This is a genomic window from Streptomyces sp. NPDC055239 (assembly GCF_053606205.1).
The window spans coordinates 694405-712142 of record NZ_JBSGRD010000002.1; the positions used below are offsets into that span (position 1 = coordinate 694405).

A 17738-nucleotide genomic window follows, 5' to 3' on the forward strand; every position below is an offset into this window, starting at 1 on the left:
GCGGTCAGGATTCGTACGGCGGGTCAGGCGACTGGCGAGTGGCGGTGGGCGGCTGGTGTGTCGGGGAAGCAGCGCGGGTCGTCCCAGAGGAGCTGTACGTCCCTCGCCCAGTGCTTCTCCGGCTCGTCCGACGCCTCGGCACTCTCGCGCAACGTCAGGATCGTACGCGGGAGTTCGGCGGGCGAGTGGCCGTCGACATGGGCCGCGAGACGGTCGAGGAAGTCGGATCCCGTGCAGCCCATGTCGCTCCCGTGGCCGGTGTCCTCGCAGCCCGTGCGCGGCCACAGGAGCACCGGCACCGGCGCGGTGAGCGAGACGTCGAAGTGCGTCACGTCGGCGTCCGACCCGGCGCGCGCGGCGCTCGGCGGCGCCGCGAACCCCGCCAGATTCGCGCCGTCACGCCGCAGCCGGAACCGCAGCATGTTCGGCTTCTCCCGGGTGCCGCACTCGACGCGGTGCAGGACGGTCGTGGGGCGGTCGCGGTCCTCCAAGTGCTCCCACTTCCGCGTGAGGCGGTGACGCAGGCCGCCCTTGTGGCGGGACCGGTCGGTCACGACCAGGGGGTACGAGCAGCCGAGCGGCGTCGGGTCGTCGGCGCCGCACTCCCACTGGGCCACCGGCCAGTTGAGCAGCGCGCGGGGCAGCACGAAGGCCAGCAACTCGTCCGTACCGGGGGTGAGATGGGAGAAGGCGTCGTCGACGCGCTCCTGCACGTACGTGCGGACGTGCCCGGCGGCGAGGGTGTGCGAGCCGACGGGGTGGCGCAGGCCCTCGCGGTACGCGGACACCTCGACCAGGAGCTGGTCGTCGCCCGCGCCGCTGTGATCGATCTCGATGAGGATGGGGGACCAGGCCGGTGACTCCCCGGGCGTCGGCGGCGCGGGGTCCTGGGGATCCGCGGGGTCCGGGGCTTCGAGCAGGCCCGCGAGGCGGTCGGCGAGGCGAGTCACCGCGTCGGGATCGTCCACCTCGGAGAGTACGTACCAGGCCGCCGACCACAGCGAGCCGAAGCCCCCGCGCGGCACCGGCGGGTCGAACGGGCCGACCGCGTCGCGGTAGAGCCGCTCCGGGTCGCGGGCGACGCCGCTGGCCGCCGCACGTTCCACCAGGGCGCGCAGCCGTTCCTTCGCCGCCCGGTGATGGCCGGGAGTGGGGATGAGGTCGCCGAGCGGGGGCCAGTAGCGGGCCATGACGGAGGTGGGCAGCATCCGTCCGTTGCGTACGCCGCTCGAGGCGCGGGCGGCGGCCGACACCATGCCCACGACGCGGTTGCTGTCCGCGAGGGTCACCGCCGCGCCGCTGAACCCCGGCGCGAGGGGCTGGCCGTGCGCGCTCCACGCCTCCAGCTGGACCCACTCGTCGGCGATCCGCTGGGCGGCGGTGGCGCGGTACTCGGCGATGGTGCCTTCCCGGTAGCCCTTGGGGAACCCGTACACGAGGAGCCTGGGGCGGGGTTCGGCGTACGCGTCCTCGGGCGCCGCGAACTCGGCGGGCCGCACCGGCACCGCGTGTTCCAGCTCAAGGACGGCGAGGTCACCGAGGTCGTCGCCCCGCCCGTCCCAGCCGCCGTGCGCGCCGACGGCGGCGGACACCGCACCGAGGTCCTCGCGGTGCGGGAAGGAGACGGTGACGGGCTTGTCGCCGCTGCTCCGGACGACGTGCGCGCAGGTCAGCACGTGCCGCTCGGACACGAGGAAGCCGGACCCGATCTCACTCCCGCACACGATGCGGGCATGCCACGAGGCGCTGCTCATGGGGTGGTGGTGGGGGTGGCCTCCGGCGGGTTCGCGGACACGGGCGGGGCTGCGGATGCTTCCGGAGCCGCCACCGCGGCCCGCGTCACGGCTTCACGCGTCGCAGCGGGCCCTTCCGGTGTCCACGCGAGGCGAACCACCAGGTGGCCCTCCGCCGTGCCCTTCACGATGACCGCGCCCGCCTCCGCCGACATCCGGACCCCGAACTCGATCTCCACCGAGTCCGGACGCAAGGTGCCGTCACGGAACACCCGCAGCGCGGACTCCGCCGCAGCGCGTGCCCCGGCGAGCGACTCCTCGAAGGTGTGGACCGCGCGGGAAGGGCCGTCGCCGCCACGGGAGACGAGGTGCGAGCCGTGCATGTCGTCCACGTCGGCCATGACGACGGGCGTGCCGTCGTCGGTCGTGAACTCCACCAGATCGTCCATCAATGCCCCCGTCGAGCCCTCAGCGTGCCTGCCAACAGCATTGTTGCGGACAGTGCTTACGGCTGTCATCCAAGACTCCGGCAACGTACGCGCACGGACGAGGCTGGCGGGAAGGTGCCCTGGCGGCTTCCCGCCAGCACCGGTCAACACCCCTGCAACACAAGCCCCCTGACACTCTTCGCAGCACCCGGGAACCACCCCCGCCCGGGTCCGACGAAGAGAGGGCACCCATGACCCGATCATCCGCCCGGCGAAGAGCGAGGCTCCTGCCGGCCGTCGGCCTCGCGTTCGCGCTGCTCCCGGCAGGGCAGAGCGCCACCGCCGCCCCCGTGGACGCACCGCAGGGACGGGCCGCCCCCGCCACCTCCGCCGCCCGCGCCGCCCACACGGTCACCCTGGTGACCGGCGACAAGGTCACCGTCACGGAGCTCGGCGGCGGCAAGAAAACCGTGACCGTCGACCGGCCCGCCGGGGCCACCGGAGCCGTCCGGAGCGAGATAGCGGGCGACCGCATCACCGTCGTACCGGACGAGGCGCGGCTCTATCTGCGCGCGGGCACCCTCGACGAGCGGCTCTTCGACGTGACGGAGCTGATACGGCAGGGGCTCGGTGACGAGAAGGGCGGCGAGAAGGGCGGCGCGCTGCCGCTCATCGTCACGTACGACGCGCAGGAGAAGAGTGCGCAGGAGAAGAGCGCGCGCCGGGACGCGGGCCCGGCGACACCGCGTGGCGCCGACAAGGTGCGCGCGCTGCCGAGCGTGGGCGGCCTGGCGGTGAAGGCGGACAAGCCCGGCACGTTCTGGCGTGACGTGGCACCGGACACCACCAAGGCCTCTCAGAAGAAGGCCGGTTCGGATGGCGGATTCGCCGACGGCATCGACAAGATCTGGCTCGACGGCCGTGTCGAGGCCGACATGGCGCAGAGCAACGAGCAGATCGGCACCCCCAAGGCCTGGGAGGCCGGGCTCACCGGCAAGGGTGTGAAGGTCGCCGTACTCGACACGGGTGTCGACATCGGCCACCCCGGTCTCAAGGACCGCGTGGACGCCACCAAGAGCTTCATCCCGGGCGAGGAGGTCGCCGACCGCAACGGCCACGGCACCCATGTGACCTCGACCGTCGGCGGCACCGGGGCCGAGTCCGAAGGCAACAAGGAGAAGGGTGTGGCGCCCGGCGCCGACCTCTCGGTGGGCAAGGTGCTCAGTGACGAGGGCTCGGGCAGCGAGTCGCAGATCATCGCCGGAATGGAGTGGGCGGCCAAGGACGTCGGCGCCAAGGTCGTCTCGATGAGCCTGGGTTCGCAGGAGGCGAGCGACGGCACCGACCCGATGGCCGCCGCCGTCAACACCCTCTCCAAGGACACCGGCGCCCTCTTCGTCATCGCGGCGGGCAACACGGGCGCCCCTTCCTCGATCGGTTCGCCCGGCGCCGCCGACTCCGCGCTGACCATCGGCGCGGTCGACTCCGCCGACAAGGCCGCCTACTTCACGAGCCAGGGCCCCCGCTACGGCGACAACGCCCTCAAGCCCGACCTGTCGGCACCGGGCGTCGACATCCTCGCCGCCCGCTCCCAACTCGTGAGCGGTGAGGGCTACTACACCGAGATGAGCGGTACGTCGATGGCGACCCCGCACATCGCGGGCGTGGCCGCCCTGCTCGCCGAGAAGCACCCGGACTGGAGCGGCCCGCGCCTCAAGGACGCGCTGATGTCGACGTCCACGCAACTCGACGCATCCGCATACGAGTTGGGCGCGGGCCGTGTCAGCGTGCCGGGCGCCGTCGACGCGCAGATCACCGCGAGCGGGAGCGCCGATCTCGGCTTCTACTCCTGGCCGTACGGGGACAACAAGCCCGTCACGAAGACGGTGACGTACACCAACTCGTCCGACGCCGCTGTCGAGCTGACTCTCGCCGCCGAAGGCGCGGCGGAGGGAGTGGCGACCCTCGCCGACAAGACGCTCACCGTCCCCGCGCACGGCACCGCGTCGACCACGGTGACCGGTGACGGCGCGAAGGCGCCCGTCGGCGACACCAGTGGCCGTATCGTCGCGAGCGCCGCCGGGAAGCCGGTCGCGCACACCGCGTTCGGCCTGGTCAAGGAGGAGGAGCGGTACACGCTCACCGTCCACGTCAAGGACCGTGACGGTGCCGCGACCGGAGCCGGTCTGGTGCTCCAGCGGCTCGTCGAGCAGGTCGACCCCGTCCAGGCGGAGGTCGGTAACTCCGGCACCCTTGAGCTGCGTCTGAAGCCGGGAACGTACGCCCTCTCCTCGTTCCTCGACGTACGCGGCAGCAAGGGCAAGGACTCCCTCGGCCTCGGCTTCCTCGCCGCGCCCGAGATCGCCCTCGACCGGGACCGTGAAGTCACGCTCGACGGACGGAAACTGCGCGAGATCGGTGTGGACGTCGGCAAGCGGACCGAGACGCGCCAGCTCCTGATGGAGTACGACCGCCGGGCGAACGGAGCCGTGCTGCAGGGTGCGGTCCAGGTGCCGGTCACGTACGACAGCATCTTCGCGGCGCCCACGGCCAAGGTCGCCGACGGCAGCTTCGAGTACCGCACCGTCTGGCGCCTGGGCAAGCCCACCCTGGACGTGAAGGGCCTCGGCCAGGTGGTCGCGCAGCCCGGCGGAACGGTGACCGACGGCCGGAGCAAGCTGCGGATCGTGGATGCGGGCGGCGGTACGGCCGCCGAGTACGCGGGCAAGAACGTGAAGGGCAAGGCCGTCATCGTGCGGCGTCCCGCCAACTCTGAAGTGACGCCCGCTCAGATCGCTCAAGCCGCTCAGGATGCTGGCGTGAAGGCGCTGTTCGTGACGGACGACGTACCCGGGCGGCTCAACGCGTGGTTCGGTACGGACGACAACGCGGACCGGCCGTTGCAGATCGGCACGGTCGACGCGGCGGACGGAGCGCGGCTCCTCGCGGCGGCGAAGGCGGGCCGGACCGTGGAGACGACGGCGACATCGCGCACGCCCTATGTCTACGACGTCTCGGAGGGCCACAAGGGGGCGGTGCCCAGGGATCTGACGTACGAGCCCTCCAAGCGCGACCTTGCGGTCCTTGACACGAAGTTCCACGCGGTGAAGCCGGTGGCGGGCGGAGAGTTCCGTTACTCGCTCACGGATACCTTCGCCGTCGGGATCGGCTTCCAGGAGAAGATCGACTATCCGGTCGAGCGGACGGACTACGCGTCCACGGGGGCGGGACAGCTGTGGCACGAGTCGGTGTCGGTCGGGCCCGGCGCGGTGGAGGAGCGCAGCGGCCTGGTCGGCTACCGGGGCGGCAAGCACGGCGAGCTGAACTGGTTCAAGCCCGTGTGGCACCCGTGGCTGGGCACCGGCCTTGGCTGGGGGCAGCAGCGGTACGGGAACACGCTGGAATTCAATGTGCCCGGGTGGGGTGATTCAGGGCCCGATCACACGGGATTCGGTGACGTGTGGAACGACGACTCGATGACGCAGACCAGTGAGGTCTACGCGGACGGGGAGCTGGTCGACAAGCGCAAGAGTTCGGGTGTGTACGTGTGGGACGCGAATCCGGCGCTGACGACGTACAAGGTCGTGACGGACACGACGCTGGACCCCGAGAAGTGGCGGCTTTCCACGAAGGGCCACTCGGAGTGGACCTTCAAGTCGAAGGAGACGGCGGGTGACCGCAAGACCTTCCTGCCCTTGCTGAACCTCGGCTTCGACGTGGACACGGATCTCGCGGGGGACGTCCGGGGCGGGCGTTCCGTGGGCGTCGGGATCTCCTCCGAATACGTGAAGGGGGCTGTGGACACCGGCGCCATCGGGGGCGGAAAGCTGGAGGTCTCCTATGACGACGGGAAGAACTGGAAGAGCGTCGCCCTGGACCGGGACGGCGGCAAGGCCGCGTGGGACGGGAAGCTGAAGGTGCCGGGCTCCGCGGAATTCATCTCGCTGCGGGCTTCGGCGAAGGACGACCGGGGCGGTTCCGTGACGCAGGAGATCGTGCGGGCGGTGGGGGTGCGGTAGACCCCGAAGGAATGGTTCAGACGCAGACCGGGCTGGAATTCCCCAGCCCGGTCTGCTCGCTCTCCGCTCGCTCTCTGCTCACTTACTGCACGCAGACGTAATGCGGGCGTTACGCCCCTGAAGGTGCGGTGTCACAGTGATCGTTGAGGCTGGTGGGGCCAATTAGCCCGCATTCAAGGTTAGTTGGCGTATCAACGAAAACCGAATTCAAGCGGTCCTCCCCCCACAATCCGAACAGGATGGGACCACACAGATGTCTCTCTCACCGCCCGCCGGGCGTGTTCGCGCGCGCCCGAAAAGTCATTCCCCCCTACCCACGCCTGCTCCCGCCCCCGGAGGCCACATCCTGGCCGTCGGCGCACCGGGCCCGAGCCGTGAACTGCTCACCCGGACCCTGAAACTCACCGGCTACGAAGTCACCCACGCCGTCCCCGGCGACGTACACCGCCAGGTCAGGCAGGCGCCACCGGACGCGATCGTGGCCCTCGACGACGGCCCCGACGGACGGCGGCAGGGCCTGGACGTCATACGCGAGGTCCGAGCCGACCCCGCCGGGCAGGCGCTCCCGCTGCTCATGGTCACCACGGCCCGGACCCACGCCCCCGCCACCGTCGTCGACCTGCTGCGGCACGGCGCCGACGACTGCCTGCCGGAGGCCTGTGACCCGCGCGAGCTCTCGGCGCGGATAGCGGCCAAGCTGCACCGCGTCCCGGTCCCGGTGGAGAACCTGCTGCGCGATCCGCGCACCGGCCTCTACTCGGGGCCGCACTTCATGGACGAGCTCGACCGCGAGCTCAGCCGGCCCTCCGCCGCCCGGCGCGGCGGAGTACTCGCCGTGGTCGGGGTCGCCGAGATGGCGGCCCTGGAGACACGCCTCGGTCCGCGCGTACGGCGCGAGGTCGCCGAGCGGCTCGCCGGAGTCGCGGAACGTCTTGGTGGTGTCTGTGACCGGCTCGGCTGGGACGAGGACGGGCAGCTGCTCGTGCTCATGCCCGGTGTCGACGAGGAGACGGCGACGCGGAGCCTGCGCGAGTTCGCCGTGTCCGTGGCCGGGACGCGCTTCGTCGTCGCCGACGAGAACGTCAGGCTCACCCCGGCCGTCGGCTGGACCCCGCTCGCCGACCACTCCGACCACGCGTGGGCGGCCGAGCACGCGCGGGACGCCGTGTCCGAGGCGCTGCGCCACCGGGACCTGCGCCCGGTCCGCTACGAACCGTGGATGCGCACGAGCGCCCCGCACCCGCACCGCCGGGCCCGCGCCGGACTCCGGCTGCTGCTCACCTGGGCCACCCGGCTGCTGTCCCCGGTGCTTCCGCTGATACTCGGCGTGGGCGTGCCGTTCCTGCTCTACCAGCAGGCGTACGAACTGGGCTGGGACGCGGCCGGGTTCGCGTACTGGGTGGTGGTGGCCGGACTCGTGCTCTCCGCGCTGCTCATCATGCTGGAGTGCCTGTTCTCCCTTGATGCCACGTCCCGGCCCGAACGCCCTGGCCAGCCCTATCCGTCCGCCAGCGCCGTCATCGCCGCGTACCTGCCGAACGAGGCCGCGACCATCGTCGACACCGTCGAGTCGTTCCTGCGGCTCGACTACCCCGGCGACCTGGAGATCGTCCTCGCGTACAACACCCCGCACCCGCTGCCCGTCGAGGACACCCTGCGCGAGATGGCGGCCCGCGATCCGCGCCTGGTGCTGCTCGCGGTGGCCGGGAGCACGTCCAAGGCCCAGAACATCAACGCGGCGGTGACGCGGGTGCAGGGCGAGTTCGTCGGCATCTTCGACGCCGACCACCACCCCGCCCCGAACGCCTTCCGGCACGCGTGGGACTGGCTGTCCAACGGCTACGACGTCGTCCAGGGCCACTGCGTGGTCCGCAACGGCGACAGCTCGTGGGTCGCGAGGACGGTCGGCGTCGAGTTCGAGACGATCTACGCGGTCAGCCATCCGGGACGGACCAGGATGTACGGCTTCGGGGTCTTCGGCGGGTCGAACGGCTTCTGGCGCACGGATCTGCTCGCGAGGACCCGGATGCACGGCTCGATGCTGACCGAGGACATCGACTCCACGATGCGCGCCCTGAACGAAGGCGCGCGCATCGCCATGGACCGGACGCTCATCTCGCGCGAGCTCGCGCCCACGATGCTGCGCCCGCTGTGGAACCAGCGCTCGCGCTGGGCGCAGGGCTGGCTCCAGGTGTCGCTGAGGCACCTGTGGGGCGCGCTGCGTTCACCGGCGTACTCGCGGCGGCAGAAGACGGGCCTGTTCGTGCTGCTCGGCTGGCGTGAGGTCCAGCCGTGGCTGACGCTCCAGATCCTGCCGATCCTGGTGCACGCGGCCTGGCGCGCGGGCGGCGCCGACCGGCTCGACTGGGCGGTGCCCGTCTGCCTGATGGCGGCGGCGTTCACCATGTCGGCCGGGGTGGTGCAGGCGGCCTTCGCGTGGCGGCTCGCGGTGCCCGAACTGCGGCGCCGCAAGGCGTGGTTCTGGCGCTACCTGCTCGTGTCGACGTTCTTCTACACCCACTTCAAGAACATGGTGGCGCGCCAGGCGCATCTGAAGGAGGCACTCGGCGACCGGCAGTGGCGGGTGACGCCGCGTGCGGCTGTTCCTGAGGCGGCTGTGACTGCGGTCGCGGAACCGGCTGTCGCGGAACCGGCGGTGCGGACGTGAGCGCGCCGACGGCCGCGCGGCCCGTCGAGGTGACCGAGGCACCGGCGCCCGCCCCGCCTCCCGCCTCCCGAGGGCGCGCCCTCGAACTCCAGGGCTACCGCGGCCTCGCCGCCCTGAGCACGATCCTCTTCCACGTGTGGCAGGAGTACTACACGTACGACGCGGCCGGTTCGCACCCGCCGGTCGAGAGCCCCTGGCTCGGCGCGCTGATCTCGCTCGAGGTGATCGACCTCTTCTTCGTGATGTCCGCGTACCTGCTCACGCTGTCGTACGCGCGCGCCGCCATCGACGGAGGCTCGATCCGTACGGGGAAGACCTTCCTCTTCCGGCGGGCGATCCGCATCCTGCCGCTGTACTTCCTCGCGGTGCTCGTCGTCTGGGCAAGCCGCAATCCGACGCTGCCGGGGGACTGGCGCGACCTGGTCGGGCACCTCACGTTCACGCACGTCTTCGACCAGGAGCGGATCTTCTACACCCTGGGTCCCACCTGGTCGCTTTCCCTGGAGATCGCCTTCTACCTGGCGCTCGTCGCACTGGGACCGCTCGCGGTACGGGTCTGCCGCGGGCTCGGGACGCGGCGGGCGCGGGTCGCCGTGTGCCTGTCGGGGTGCGCGGCGCTCTTCGTGCTTCCGCTGGTCTGGATCTCCGTCGCGCACTACGTCGTCGGGGTGCCGCACACCAACTGGCCGGTGTACTTCGGCCCGCAGGCCCGCTTCGGGGGCTTCGCCGTGGGCATGGCGCTCGCGGTGCTGCTCGTGGCGCTCGGCGAGCGGGGCAGGATGAGTGCGCGGGCGACGGTGCCGCTCTCGGTGGCGGCGCTCGCGGGGCTCTACGCCCTGTCGTACGTCTCCGAGGCGGAGAACTTCGCCCACACCTTCTACCACCCGCTCGCGGCCCTGCTCTGGTGCGCGCTGCTCTACGCGACGCTGCACGTCCGTCCGCGTGAACAGGTGCGCTGGCACGGCCTGTTGAGGGCGCGGTGGGTGACGGCGGTGGGGCTCATCAGCTACAGCGTCTACATCTGGCACGAGCCGGTGATGCTGCAACTCATCAAGTCCGGCCTCGTTCCCACCGGTCGGGCGGGGTTCCCGCTCGCCGCGCTTGTCGTCTTCGCGGTCGCCCTTGCGGTCGGGGCGGCGAGCTACTGGCTCGTGGAGTATCCGGCGAGCCTGCTCGGCAAGGCGAAGGACGCCAAGGGCGCGGCGCGGGACTTCTATCCGGATCCGACACGCTGACGCCTCTGAGCTGCACGAACGCGGCGACGCCGCCTCCCGTGGGACGGGGAGGCGGCGTCGCTGCGAGAACTGCCGGGTGACGTCAGATCAGCCAGCCGAGGAAGTGGGCGATACCGGCGACGACGTCAGTGATGATGTTCATGGTGGTGCTTCTCCTTGTGGGACGTGCTCAGGTTTTCTTGCAACTCCCGGTCCTCGTATGGGACATGGACCGGGGACGCGACAACTACGGTCTGCAGCCCGTTGCTTGCGTTCCGTAATCATCGTCAATCACATGCGTCACATGCAATCCCTGACGCAACGATCACCTGTTCCAGGGAACAACTGCTCCCCTGTTCGTATTTTCGAGATGCGGGGGGCGAGATGCGGAGGGCAGGCCCCGGCTCAAGGAGGTCAGCCCGCCCGCGTGAAGGACCGGTGCGCCTCGATGAAGTGGCGTTCGCCCGCGGCGGCCTGGCCTGCGGGTGCGGAAACCCACAGGTCGTACATCTTGCCGCCCTCGTCCCAGCTCAGGTCGAAGGTGCGGCGCGGCCCGCCGTCGCCGGAGCCGCCGTCCCAGGTGAACTCCCAGACCGCGGCGGGGTGGCCGTTGTGCGTGGTCTGCCGGACCGACCCGTCGCGGTAGCCGGGGTAGTCCGACGGGCCGTCCTTGTGCGCCTGCCGCATCACCGCGAGGGGACCTTCGGGGTCCAGCGGTTGGGGGTGGACGCCGATGCGGAAGCGGTTGTCCGGCGAGTTGTAGAAGACGCGGGGCGGTTCGGACGAGCGGACGAAGCCGGTGGGTGTCGCCATCTTGAAGCCCGTCGGGTCGGAGACCGTGCGGTAGCCCGAGGGGGCCGGATCGTCGGCGGACCCGCCGCCCGGCTTGTCGGGGGCCTTCGTCCCGGCCGGGGTCGCCTCTCCGGTGCCTTCGGGTGACGGCTCGGGGGCGTCGGGGATCTTCTTGTCGGGGTTCTTCGGCTTGTCGGCGCTCTTGGACGGGGACTTGGACGGTTCCTCGGTCGTCTTCTCCTTCTCGCGCACCTCGTTCGCGGGGCCGCCGCTCCCCGTCGCCTCCGACTTCGTACCGGAGTCGTCCCGCGTCATCAGCCAGGCGCCGGTGCCGCCCGCCGCGAGGGCGACGACCAATGCGCCGGCCAGGAGTGCCGTACGGATCCGGGGGCGCGAGGCCGGTGCCGGGGCGGAGCCGAGCACGATCGCGGCGTCGGACGGGGGCGGCGGCTGCGCGGAGTTGGAGGCGACCGGCGTGCGGGGCACGGTCGGCATCCGCTCCTCCACCAGGAAGCCGCGCAGCGCCTGCTCGGCCTCGTCCGCACCGAGCCGCCGCTCGGGATCCCGCTCAAGAAGGCCCCGTACGACGGGAGTCAGCGGCCCTGCCGAATCCGGGATCCTGATCTCGTCCATGACGACGGCGTGCAGGACCCCCGCCACCGAGTCGCGGCGGAACGGCGACTCGCCCTCGACGGCGGCACAGAGCAGCACCCCGAGCGACCACAGATCGGACTCCGGGCCCGTGCGCTTGCCCGACATGCGCTCCGGGGCGGTGTACTCGGGGGAGCCGACGAAAGCGCCCGTCTCCGTGAGCGTCGTCTGGCCGTCGACCTGCGCGATCCCGAAGTCGGAGAGCACCACGCGCTCCGTCCCCGCCTCCAGGAGCACGTTCGCGGGCTTGAGGTCACGGTGCAGGACCCCGGCCGTGTGCGCGGCGCGCAGCGCGGCGAGCAGGGAGATGCCGATCCGGGCCGCCTCGGCGGGCGAGACCGGGCCCTCCAGGGCCATCCGGTCGGCGAGCGAGCGGCCGTCGATCAGCTCCATCACGAGCCAGGGCTGCGCGTCGTGCTGGACGACGTCGTGCAGGACCAAGATGCCGGGGTGCTTCACCTGCGCGACCGTGCGCGCCTCGCGCAGCGTGCGTTCGCGCCGCCCCGCTGCGTCGGCGGCCGACTGCCCCGCGTCGACGTGCAACTCCTTCACCGCGACGGCCCGGCCCAGGAGGTCGTCCTGTGCCCGCCAGACCGTGCCCATGCCGCCGCGCCCGAGCGGCGTCGTGATGCGGTAGCGCCCCGCTATGTGATCCCCGTGACTTGCCATGGCCGCATCATACGAACTCACGTTGCAAAAGGCGCAGTTGGGATGATTGGTGACCGTGGTGCGTGAGTGGCGTGACCGGGCAGTGAATGGACGTGAAGGTAAGTGAGGGGAAGTGAACGGCGCACATGCTGGCGGCAAGCGCCTCCGCGCGCCGGATACGTGGCGTGCCTGATCGCCTACTTTGGGTGATGTGAGCGTGGGTCGCGTCGGGAGCGGTCCGCACGGTGGAGGGGATCTCAACATGATGAGACGACGCATGGCCATGAGCCTGGGGGTGCTCGCGGCCGCCGCGACCCTGACGGTCGCGGTGCCGGGATCGGCGTACGCGGCACAGGGCGTCCTGACCGTCAACGGCAACGGGCATGTCGACCCGAGCGGTTGCTACGCCATCGACTGGTACCCGTCATCGGTGACCAACGACACCGACGCCATCGCCGAGGTCCACTCGGGCCCCGACTGCGGCGGCCCGGTCGAGTGGCTCGTCTACCCGGGCGAGACGTACTACACGGAGACGGCTCAGAGCGTCTTCATCCTCTGAGTCCTTCGCCTGAGTCCTTCGCCGTCCCGGGAGTTGCTCTGCGGGCCCCTCCGGGACGGACGCGGCACCGGCGCCTCGCTCCCCCGGGGCGCCGCGTGCGCAGAGCCGTGTGCCCCTCCGCGCGCGGGGATCCGGGGCAAGGGCGTTGTCGGGGACACGCCGAACAAGTTGCTAGCCTGCGGGGCGGATCACCGAACCCAGGAGGCCTCCGTGTCACCAGACCGCCCCGCGATCGCCCTGGTCACCAGCAGGCCTCAGCTGGAGACCGGCCTCGACCGCGACCTCCCCGGGCTGGCACGCTCGCTCGGCGCGGCGGGTGCCGAAGTCGCCACCGTGTCCTGGGACGATCCGAGGGTCGACTGGGAGCGGTTCGACCTCGTCGTCATCCGGTCAGCCTGGGACTACAGCGAGCGCGTCGCCGAGTTCGTGGCCTGGGCGGGGCGCGTCGCGCGGCTCACCGTCCTGGCCAATCCGGCGTCCGTGGTGCGGTGGAACACCGACAAGCGGTACCTGGCCGAGCTCGCCGCGGCGGGAGTGCCCGTCGTGCCGACCCGCTATCTTGCGCCCGGCGACGCAATGGAGATCCCGGACGACGGCGAGTTCGTCGTCAAGCCCACGTCCGGGGCGGGCGCGCGCTTCGCCGCCCGGTACGAGAAGGGCGCGTACGACGACGCCGTACGGCACATCGAGCGGATGCACGGCGAGGGCCTGACCGCGATGGTGCAGCCCTATGTGCCGCGCATCGAGGAGACCGGCGAACGCGCGCTCGTCTACGTCGGCGGGCGGTTCCTGCACGCCGTACAGAAGGGCGCGGTGCTCGCGCCGGGGGCGGCGTACGACGACGAGAAGATGCCGCATCCCGACCTCCGGCCGTGGCAGCCGACCTCCGCCGAACTCGACCTCGCCGAGCGGGCGCTGGCCGCCGTTCCAGGCTCGCCCGAGCTGCTGTACGCGCGGGTTGACCTCGTCGATGGGGCGGATGGCGGCGCGCTCTGCGTCATGGAGCTCGAACTCGTCGAGCCGAACCTCTTCCTCGACCTGCATCCGGGCTCGCTGCCCGCGGTGACCGAGGAGATCCTCGTCGCCGCCGGGTAATGGGTGGACGTGGTGCCACGGGCCTGAATACTCTGCCGCCATGTCCAGTCCCGAGTCCGACAGACTCTAGCCACCGGCCCGGCATGTCCGGTGGCCAAGTAGATCTGCGGGAACTGCAGCGTGCATCCGCGAGTGCGTCGTGGCTGGTCGCGCAGTTCCTCGCGCCCCTTTCGGGGCGCCCTCGCCGTAGCGCGGACTGACTTTCCCCTTCCTGGCCATCGGCCACCTGCGGAGTTCCTTCATGCCATTTTCCCTCTACATGCTCGGACTTGCCGTTTTCGCGCAAGGCACCTCCGAGTTCATGCTCTCCGGTCTCGGCCCCGACATCGCCGCCGACCTCGACGTATCCCTCTCGACAGCGGGCACGCTGACCTCGGCCTTCGCCATGGGGATGATCATCGGTGCACCGTTGATGGCCGTCCTCAGCCGTCGCTGGCCGCGCAGGACCGCGCTGCTCGCCTTCCTCGTCACCTTCCTGCTAGTCCATGTCGTCGGCGCGCTGACCAGCAGCTTCGCCGTGCTCCTCGCGACCCGTGTCGTCGGTGCGCTCGCCAACGCCGGGTTCCTCGCGGTGGCCCTGGTCACCGCGATCGGCATGGTCGAGCCGAACGCCAAGGGGCGGGCCACGTCTGTGCTGCTCGGCGGCGTCACCCTCGCCTGTGTCGCGGGCGTTCCCGGCGGAGCGCTGCTCGGGCAGTTCTGGGGGTGGCGGTCCGCGTTCTGGGCGGTGGCGCTGGTGTCGGTGCCCGCCGTCCTCGCGATCCTGCGGTCCGTGCCCGGCGGTGCCCCCGACGCCGTGGGGCCGGACGCGCGCGGTGAGCTGCGGTCGCTGCGCGCGCCTCGGCTCGTCGTGACCCTGCTCCTCGGAGCGCTGGTGAACGGCGCGACCTTCTGTACGTTCACCTACCTCTCCCCGGTGATCACCGACGTCACCGGTTTCTCGGAGAGCCGGGTGCCCGCGCTGCTCGCGCTCTTCGGCGCCGGGTCGTTCATCGGGGTCACGGTCGCCGGGCGGTACGCGGACGCGCGGCCCGTGCCGTTCCTCCTCACGGGCGCGGTGGCGCTGCTCGCCGGGTGGGTGCTCTTCGCGCTGACCGCGGGGAATCCGGTGGCCGCGGTCGTGCTCGTCCTCGTCCAGGGCGCGCTGTCCTTCGGCGTCGGCTCCGCGCTGATCACCCAGGCGCTGTACGCGGCGACCGGCGCCCCCACGCTCGCGGGCGGCTTCGCCACGGCCGCGCTGAACGTGGGCGCCGCGATCGGGCCCGTGGCCGGCGGCCTCGCCCTGGCGGCGGGGCTCGGCCACCGCTCGCCCCTGTGGGTCAGCGCGCTGCTCGTGGCGCTTGCCCTGGTGGTCGGGGTGACCACACTGTGCCGCCGTCAGCCGGGGGAGTCAGGGAACGACAGCCGCTGGAGCAGCCCCCACGTGAACTCCGCGACGCAGCGCCGCGGCTGACCCGCTCCGTCCGGTGCCGTGAACGCGAGCCGCCAGCGCGTGGGTGCCGTGCCCTCCATGGGGCGGGCCGGTGCGAACGCGCGGGCGGCCTCGTCGACCGTGCACGACCAGGGTGTGAGGTCGTCCACCGTGTGGAGTGCGGGGCCCGGGGCGCCGGGCGTGCGGATCAGCCACTCGTTCCACACCGCGCCGTTCGGCGCGCGCAGGACCTCGAAGCGCAGGGTCGGCCAGAGCGGCACCGGCCACAGCAGGGCCTCGCACTCCAGGTCGCCGATCTGCCGGGTCACGGTGGCTTCGGGCGCGCCGAGGACCGAGCGGTAACGGGAGACCGCGCCGCGCGAGCGGGAGGACCGGGTCATCGCCTGCCAGCGGCGGTTGGCCTCGCGCATGTCCGCGATGGAGACGCCGAGCTCATGGCGGGCCGTCTCCACCAGGTCCGGGTTGTGGTCGGCCATGCGGCGCAACAGGACCAGCTGGAAGTCCAGCGGGGTGAACGGGCCGGAAGACTTGGGGCCGGGGGCGGAGCTAGCGGACATGTGCTCCATGGTCGCGCACCGCGGCCGCTCCCGGGCGGCGCCCGCCAGGAAGGAAGAGCACCGAATTGACGTACCGGGGACGGCGAGGCGTAAGAACCCTGCGCAGCAGCCCCTGCGACACCACGTACGACGTGTCGTGCTGGTGCGCCTCCAGGTCGAAGTCCGCGAGCGGCAGCCAGGTGTGGTGGGGCAGGACCCAGCCCTGGTAGCCGTGGTGGCGGGTGAGCAGCTCGATGATCGGCTCGATCGGCTGGATGCGGGACTCCAGCTCGATGAAGAGCGCGGGCCGGTCACGGGTGAGCAGGTCGTGGGCGCCGTGCAGGACGGGGAGTTCGTTGCCGTCCACGTCGATCTTGATGAAGTCGACGTCGCGCAGGCCGAGCCCGTCCAGGGTGAGGCAGGGCACGTCGACCGCCTCGGCGTGGATGTCCCTGCGGATGAGCGAGGAGACCCCGCGGTCCCCGCGGTCGCCCTGCGGCAGCCAGAGCCGTGCCGTGCCGGGGCGGTCCGTGGCCGCGGCCTGGATCACCCGGACGTTGCCGGGCGTGGAGGTCTCGAGGAGCCGCGCCAGATGCGGGACGGGCTCCACGGTCACCACGCGGCGCGCACGCGAGGCAAGGCGGCGCGACCAGGGGCCGTACCAGCCGCCTACGTCCACCGCAGTGCCGCAGCCGGGCGGGCAGAGGTCGGCGAGGCGGGCGAGCTCCGGTTCGAAGCGGGGGTAGACGAGACGGGCAAGGGCGCCGATGAGACGGGCGGGGAGGTGCGGGGCGAGGCGGGCGGCCACGGTCTTGTGGGGCCCCGTCACGTGGATATCCGCTTCAGGAGCTGCTCGTGCTCGTCCTCCGACAGCTGCTCGCCGGAGGAGGGCAGGAGCTGCGGGATGCCGTCGATGATGGGGTAGCGGCGGCGCAGACGGGGGTTGTAGAGAACCTCCTGCGGTACGAGGGGGTCCGTGGGTTCCAGGAGATGCAGCGGCCCCTTGTCCAGCGGGCAGGCGAGGATCTTCAGCAAGGGATCTTCGGGGTTCATCAGCTAGTCAACTCCTTGGTGGAGGGCGTTGGTTGAGGCGGCGCCGCGTCATGCTTGGGCATGGCGAGGAGCACGGACACCGCGAGCGCCGTGCCCGCGATCCGCAGGGCGAGCCGCACCGGCTCATCGGGCAGCGGCTCGCCGAACGCCAGCGTCCCGAGTACCGCGGTGAAGAGCGCGGTAACCGTCGTGCACACCGGAACGATGAGCGAGGCCCGGCAGCGCTGCAGTGCCGCCTGGGACATGACCAGGCCGAACGCGCCGGTGAAGAGCAGCAGATACGGATACGGCGATGCGAGCAGGTGGAGGAGCGCTGAGCCCAGTCCCTGCGTGGTCAGATAGCTGGATACGCCCTTGATGGCGAGCGAGCTGACTCCGTAGAGGAGCCCGACGGCGACCCCGTACTCGACGCCCGTCGTCGGAAGCCGGTGCCGGTGCTTCGAGCGGCGCTCGGCGGATCCGTAGAGCAGGACGCCCGCGGCGAGCGAGGGCAGGCAGACCGTGAGGACGAGCGGCACGGGCGCGCTGTGGCTGACGGTGTCCGACTCCTCGCTGAGCGAGAGGACGACCATGAGCAGCGCGAGGAGAATGGCCCCGACGGCGTACCGCTCGCGGCCCGATGTCTGCTCCCCGAGCAGCACGGAGGAGAGCAGCAGCAGGAGCACGAGCCCGGATACGAAGATGCCCTGTGCGGCGGCGATGGGCAGCGTCCGGTAGACGGCGAGCTGCGCGCCGAACCCGGCGGCGAGCGCGAGCGATCCGCCGATCCACAGGGGGCTCGAGACGACCTGCCTGAGCAGCCGTGCCGGGCTGCGCACGCTGACGGACGGCATGGCGGTGAGGGCACGTTTCTCCAGGACGAACCCGGTGCTGTAGAGGACGTTCGCGAGCAGGGCGGCGGTCACACCCC

The 17738-nt window shown here is 71.4% G+C and carries 13 protein-coding genes; 6 read left to right on the forward strand and 7 right to left on the reverse strand.

The window, feature by feature from the left end; translation table 11 throughout:
* Nucleotides 1-23: 23 nt before the first annotated feature.
* Together ACWFRJ_RS09270 and ACWFRJ_RS09275 are read right to left on the reverse strand one after the other, a co-directional pair.
* The gene (locus ACWFRJ_RS09270; protein WP_453526217.1) at nucleotides 24-1754 is read right to left on the reverse strand and encodes a VMAP-C domain-containing protein; all 1731 of its coding nucleotides are present in this window, start codon (nucleotides 1752-1754) and stop codon (nucleotides 24-26) included.
* A complete protein-coding gene (locus ACWFRJ_RS09275) occupies nucleotides 1751-2182 on the reverse strand; it encodes a CU044_2847 family protein (RefSeq protein WP_453526220.1) in 432 nt (143 codons plus the stop codon). Before ACWFRJ_RS09275 ends, ACWFRJ_RS09270 begins: the two co-directional genes overlap by 4 nt.
* A 230-nt stretch (nucleotides 2183-2412) precedes the next feature.
* Between ACWFRJ_RS09275 and ACWFRJ_RS09280 the strand changes: the two genes are divergently transcribed.
* The 3 genes from ACWFRJ_RS09280 (at nucleotide 2413) to ACWFRJ_RS09290 (ending at nucleotide 10083) form a co-directional block, all read left to right on the forward strand.
* Nucleotides 2413-6180: a S8 family serine peptidase gene (locus tag ACWFRJ_RS09280; RefSeq protein WP_453526223.1), complete on the forward strand. Its 3768-nt coding sequence runs from the start codon at nucleotides 2413-2415 to the stop codon at nucleotides 6178-6180.
* A gap of 253 nt (nucleotides 6181-6433) precedes the next feature.
* Nucleotides 6434-8848: a glycosyltransferase gene (locus ACWFRJ_RS09285; protein WP_453526226.1), complete on the forward strand. Its 2415-nt coding sequence runs from the start codon at nucleotides 6434-6436 to the stop codon at nucleotides 8846-8848.
* Nucleotides 8845-10083 carry an acyltransferase family protein gene (locus tag ACWFRJ_RS09290; protein ID WP_453526229.1) on the forward strand — a complete coding sequence of 413 codons (1239 nt, stop codon included), beginning with the start codon at nucleotides 8845-8847 and terminating at the stop codon, nucleotides 10081-10083. Before ACWFRJ_RS09285 ends, ACWFRJ_RS09290 begins: the two co-directional genes overlap by 4 nt.
* 393 nt (nucleotides 10084-10476) lie before the next feature.
* On the opposite strand, the gene ACWFRJ_RS09295 is transcribed toward ACWFRJ_RS09290, so the two are convergent.
* Nucleotides 10477-12174 carry a protein kinase domain-containing protein gene (locus tag ACWFRJ_RS09295; RefSeq protein WP_453526232.1) on the reverse strand — a complete coding sequence of 566 codons (1698 nt, stop codon included), beginning with the start codon at nucleotides 12172-12174 and terminating at the stop codon, nucleotides 10477-10479.
* Nucleotides 12175-12430: 256 nt separating this feature from the next.
* On the opposite strand from ACWFRJ_RS09295, the gene ACWFRJ_RS09300 reads away from it, so the two are divergent.
* The 3 genes from ACWFRJ_RS09300 (at nucleotide 12431) to ACWFRJ_RS09310 (ending at nucleotide 15260) form a co-directional block, all read left to right on the forward strand.
* Nucleotides 12431-12712 (forward strand): hypothetical protein, encoded by a 282-nt coding sequence (locus ACWFRJ_RS09300; RefSeq protein WP_453526235.1) that lies wholly within the window; start codon nucleotides 12431-12433, stop codon nucleotides 12710-12712.
* A gap of 210 nt (nucleotides 12713-12922) precedes the next feature.
* The gene (locus tag ACWFRJ_RS09305) at nucleotides 12923-13807 is read left to right on the forward strand and encodes an ATP-grasp domain-containing protein (protein WP_453526237.1); all 885 of its coding nucleotides are present in this window, start codon (nucleotides 12923-12925) and stop codon (nucleotides 13805-13807) included.
* A 241-nt stretch (nucleotides 13808-14048) separates the two neighbouring features.
* Nucleotides 14049-15260, forward strand: a complete 1212-nt coding sequence (locus tag ACWFRJ_RS09310) for a Cmx/CmrA family chloramphenicol efflux MFS transporter (RefSeq protein WP_453526240.1) — start codon at nucleotides 14049-14051, stop codon at nucleotides 15258-15260.
* Here the strand turns inward: ACWFRJ_RS09310 and ACWFRJ_RS09315 are convergent.
* The 4 genes from ACWFRJ_RS09315 to ACWFRJ_RS09330 are packed head-to-tail and all read right to left on the reverse strand — an operon-like array spanning nucleotide 15185 to nucleotide 17733.
* Nucleotides 15185-15805: a hypothetical protein gene (locus tag ACWFRJ_RS09315; protein ID WP_453526243.1), complete on the reverse strand. Its 621-nt coding sequence runs from the start codon at nucleotides 15803-15805 to the stop codon at nucleotides 15185-15187. The genes ACWFRJ_RS09310 and ACWFRJ_RS09315 overlap by 76 nt on opposite strands.
* Nucleotides 15786-16604 (reverse strand): FkbM family methyltransferase, encoded by an 819-nt coding sequence (locus tag ACWFRJ_RS09320; protein WP_453526246.1) that lies wholly within the window; start codon nucleotides 16602-16604, stop codon nucleotides 15786-15788. Before ACWFRJ_RS09320 ends, ACWFRJ_RS09315 begins: the two co-directional genes overlap by 20 nt.
* Complete coding sequence (locus ACWFRJ_RS09325; protein WP_453526249.1) at nucleotides 16601-16828, reverse strand: Trm112 family protein; 228 nt, start codon at nucleotides 16826-16828, stop codon at nucleotides 16601-16603. Before ACWFRJ_RS09325 ends, ACWFRJ_RS09320 begins: the two co-directional genes overlap by 4 nt.
* A complete protein-coding gene (locus ACWFRJ_RS09330; protein WP_453527158.1) occupies nucleotides 16828-17733 on the reverse strand; it encodes a hypothetical protein in 906 nt (301 codons plus the stop codon). Before ACWFRJ_RS09330 ends, ACWFRJ_RS09325 begins: the two co-directional genes overlap by 1 nt.
* Nucleotides 17734-17738 lie beyond the last annotated feature (5 nt).

Excerpts from the sequence above, each read along its gene's own strand:
- ACWFRJ_RS09275 (WP_453526220.1), bottom strand. The coding sequence starts at position 2,182 with ATGGACGATCTGGTGGAGTTCACGACCGACGACGGCACGCCCGTCGTC.
- ACWFRJ_RS09285 (WP_453526226.1), top strand. The coding sequence starts at position 6,434 with ATGTCTCTCTCACCGCCCGCCGGGCGTGTTCGCGCGCGCCCGAAAAGT.
- ACWFRJ_RS09270 (WP_453526217.1), bottom strand. The coding sequence starts at position 1,754 with ATGAGCAGCGCCTCGTGGCATGCCCGCATCGTGTGCGGGAGTGAGATC.
- ACWFRJ_RS09280 (WP_453526223.1), top strand. The coding sequence starts at position 2,413 with ATGACCCGATCATCCGCCCGGCGAAGAGCGAGGCTCCTGCCGGCCGTC.
- ACWFRJ_RS09325 (WP_453526249.1), bottom strand. The coding sequence starts at position 16,828 with ATGAACCCCGAAGATCCCTTGCTGAAGATCCTCGCCTGCCCGCTGGAC.
- ACWFRJ_RS09295 (WP_453526232.1), bottom strand. The coding sequence starts at position 12,174 with ATGGCAAGTCACGGGGATCACATAGCGGGGCGCTACCGCATCACGACG.
- ACWFRJ_RS09300 (WP_453526235.1), top strand. The coding sequence starts at position 12,431 with ATGGCCATGAGCCTGGGGGTGCTCGCGGCCGCCGCGACCCTGACGGTC.
- ACWFRJ_RS09310 (WP_453526240.1), top strand. The coding sequence starts at position 14,049 with ATGCCATTTTCCCTCTACATGCTCGGACTTGCCGTTTTCGCGCAAGGC.
- ACWFRJ_RS09315 (WP_453526243.1), bottom strand. The coding sequence starts at position 15,805 with ATGGAGCACATGTCCGCTAGCTCCGCCCCCGGCCCCAAGTCTTCCGGC.